Raw genomic sequence first — 3,231 nt, forward strand, 5'->3', positions numbered from 1 at the left:
GCGGAGCAGGTGGTGGCGGTGGCGGAGCAGGCGGCGGTGGCAGTCACGGCGGCGGTGTTGGCGGTGCTGGACATGGAGGCGACAGTGCCGGGCACTCAGCCAGCGCCTCCAACAATGGTCGCGCCGAAGGCCAGGAGGCTGACCATGCCGGCAGGGCCGTTCGGGATCACGGCGTGAGTGGCCAACACACCGGACGTGATCACAACACTGACCGTGGGCACGGAACAGCAACCTCGGGTGTCGCGCACTCTAAAGCCACACGGGGCTTGTCGAAGGCCACGGCGATCTCGGCCACAACGCCGGGCGATCACAACACCAAGGGATTGAGCAAGGCCAGCCTTTCAACCTCCAAATAAACGCGGTTCGCTACTCACCAGGCCTTCGTACTTCGTTGAGCGTTTGGCCTGGCGGTACACCCTGATCGCGCATCTCCCTTTCCAGCACTCTCGTCCAGGCACCCGCGCCATCTACACGTTGTGGAGCGGGTTTTCGCTCGTCTGGTAAAAAGCGATGAGTCCAGCGCCTGAATGCTCAGAGGCAAACTCTGCAGCGCCTCTTTGATTTCCTCGATTTCGTTCCAGGAGATCCAATCCTCAAGCTTCAGTCAGGTGCTGCGTCTGGCCCGCTGTCTCCACTTCCTCTCGTCAAACTCGATCTGCTGTAGCGCTGATGCGACAGGCACGGCTCACAGGCGTGAAGCCTCCGCGGTTGCCATTTGGCAGATTCAGCGGACAGTTTTTCACAGATGAGGTTCACCTTTGGTTACAAAGTATGGCTAAAATGCCATCCGATCACCCAATAGCCGCTAACGGCATGGGCTCAAGGAAGTGCCACCGGGATAGTATTTGTATTCATGCCACTGCATCAGACCCTGGGCCACCGGCCGGCAGGCGCGCAGTTTGTTCACTTTTGACGTGTGACGATTTCCGTGAAACTCATCATTGCTGCTATTTATGTCATTTCCATTGCATACGTTCACCTGCGTGGTCGTGTGCGCCACAAACTGGGCCGCCAGCTGAGCGATCACTCGACGTTCCTGGCCCCGATCAACTGCTTCCTTTATCTGTTTTCGAAGAATCCGAACAAGCCCTACCTCGATCCGAAGGATTTCCCGGATCTGAGCCCGTTGCAGGCTCATTGGGAGGAAATCCGTGAGGAAGGGCAGAAGCTGCTGCGTGCCGGCGAGATCAAGCGTTCCAACCAGTACGACGATGTCGGTTTCAACTCCTTTTTCAAGACCGGCTGGAAGCGTTTCTACCTGAAATGGTACGGCGACAGCCACCCGTCGGCGCTGCAACTGTGCCCGCGCACCACCGAACTGGTGCAGAGCATCGGTTCGATCAAGGCGGCGATGTTCGCCGAACTGCCGCCCGGCTCGAAACTGGTGCGTCACCGCGACCCGTATGCCGGTTCCTACCGTTATCACCTGGGCCTGGAAACGCCGAACGACGCCGGTTGCTACATCAACGTCGATGGCGAGAACTATCACTGGCGCGACGGCGAGGCGGTGATGTTCGACGAGACCTACATTCACTACGCGGAAAACACCACCGACAAGAACCGCATCATTCTGTTCTGCGATGTCGAGCGTCCAATGAAGTACCGCTGGGCGGCCGCGTTCAACGGCTGGTTCAGCCGTACCGTGATGTCGGCCGCCGGTGCGCCGAACGATGCGGGCGACCGCACCGGCGGTATCAACCGCTTGTTTACCAAGATCTACAAGATTCGCCTGCGCGGCAAAGAGCTGAAAAAGCGCAATCGTAAGCTCTACTACCTGGAAAAGTGGGCGATCTTCGGCGGTCTGCTGGCGATCTTCATTCTGATCTGATGAATCGGGCGACTGTTGAAAGACAGTCGCCCGATTTTATTTACGAGGCCTTTTTGGTTTTTTTGGCCGTCGTTGTCTTGCTGGCTGCCTTGGCCTTCGATTTGGCGGCAGTCTTGCCACCCAGGCTGCGCTTGAGCAGCTCCGTCAGATCGATCACATCAGCAGATTTGCGATCTTCTTCGCCGTCAACGGTCTCAACGTCCTCGATCTTGCCTTCATGGGCCTTCTTGTCCACCAGCGCCATGATCTTGTCTTCGAACGCGTCGGTGTAATCTTCGGGTTTCCAGTCGGCGCTCATGTCTTCAACAAGCCGTTTGGCCATGTCCAGCTCGGCTTTGGCCAGTTGCGGTTTGGTCACCTCGCTGCCCAGCGCCAGTTCATCGAGGCTGCGCACTTCCTGTGGCCAACGCAATTTCACCAACACCAGTGCCGACTCCAATGGCATCAACGCCGCCAGATACTGGCGTGTGTGTAGAACCACGCGGGCGAGGGCGACCTTTTGGGTTTTGCTCAGGGTTTCGCGCAATAACGCGTAGACCTTGCCACCGCGTTTGTCCGGGGCCAGGTAGTAGGGGGTGTCGATGTTTTGCAGCGGGATCTGCTCGCTGTCGACGAAGGCGAAGATGTCGATGGTTTGGGTCGAAACCGGGTGCGCCGAACGGATTTCCTCCTCGCTGAGCACCACATACCGACCTTTTTCGAACTGCACGCCTTTGACGATGTGCTCCTTGGTGACTTCCTTGCCGGTGACCTTGTTGACCCGTTTATAGCCGACCGGGTCCATGCTGCGGCTGTCCAGCCAGTCGAAATCCACGCCCCGGGATGAGGTTGCCGAGACCAGCGCCACGGGGATGTGCACCAGGCCGAAACTGATTGCGCCTTTCCAGATTGCCCGAGCCATGGTGACGTTCTCCGAGTGATATTCGGGTGACCCGTGGCCCGGCGCAAAAGTTTCCACTGTCTTCGGGGGGAAGGCTGGAGGCAGGTCAAACCGTGTTACACCTTGTTTATCGGTGACGGGTTAACAAATCCGAACCCTGGGCGTAGCGTGGACTCGAAGGCTCTAAGCCACATGCATCAAAACACGCGCATCGAGAGAGGCCGTTCATGAACCGTTTTCTGCTTGGCATCGCATTGCTGGCCCTCAGTAGCGGGGTGGTTCATGCCGATACCCTGTTACTGGCGCAAAGCCCGACCGGCAACAGCAATAATCCTTACAACAGCCCGATTCACAGGGCCAACCCCAACAGCATGCAGGGCACGCAGCCCGCCAATCCGGTGATCCGCGGGCCGAATACCGTCCCCGTCCCTCGACCGCCCACGGTGGAAAACGGCGGCATCGGCAATGGCCAGCCTCTGCGGTCGGTGCCGAGTACACCGCCGAAATTCATTCCCAACCCACC

General features: G+C 58.5%; 4 protein-coding genes. 3 read left to right on the forward strand and 1 reads right to left on the reverse strand.

The annotated features are described in order from the left end of the window. A partial coding sequence (locus AC3WRD_RS29810) for a hypothetical protein (protein ID WP_102650887.1) occupies positions 1 to 356 on the forward strand: 356 nt, incomplete at its 5' end. 572 nt (positions 357 to 928) lie between these two features. After that, positions 929 to 1,828 (forward strand): lipid A hydroxylase LpxO, encoded by a 900-nt coding sequence (gene lpxO / locus AC3WRD_RS29815; protein WP_096820478.1) that lies wholly within the window; start codon positions 929 to 931, stop codon positions 1,826 to 1,828. 40 nt (positions 1,829 to 1,868) lie between these two features. On the opposite strand, the gene ku is transcribed toward lpxO, so the two are convergent. Further along, entirely contained in the window at positions 1,869 to 2,729 is an 861-nt protein-coding gene (gene ku / locus AC3WRD_RS29820) for a non-homologous end joining protein Ku (protein WP_102621325.1), read from the reverse strand. A 206-nt stretch (positions 2,730 to 2,935) separates the two neighbouring features. On the opposite strand from ku, the gene AC3WRD_RS29825 reads away from it, so the two are divergent. After that, positions 2,936 to 3,231 (forward strand): hypothetical protein (locus AC3WRD_RS29825; protein WP_102650886.1); only part of this gene is annotated, 296 nt, incomplete at its 3' end.

Source organism: Pseudomonas sp. FW215-R2, from assembly GCF_058789255.1.

What these genes read in the sequence shown, in the direction of transcription:
- ku (WP_102621325.1), bottom strand. Translation starts at nt 2,729, where the DNA reads ATGGCTCGGGCAATCTGGAAAGGCGCAATCAGTTTCGGCCTGGTGCAC.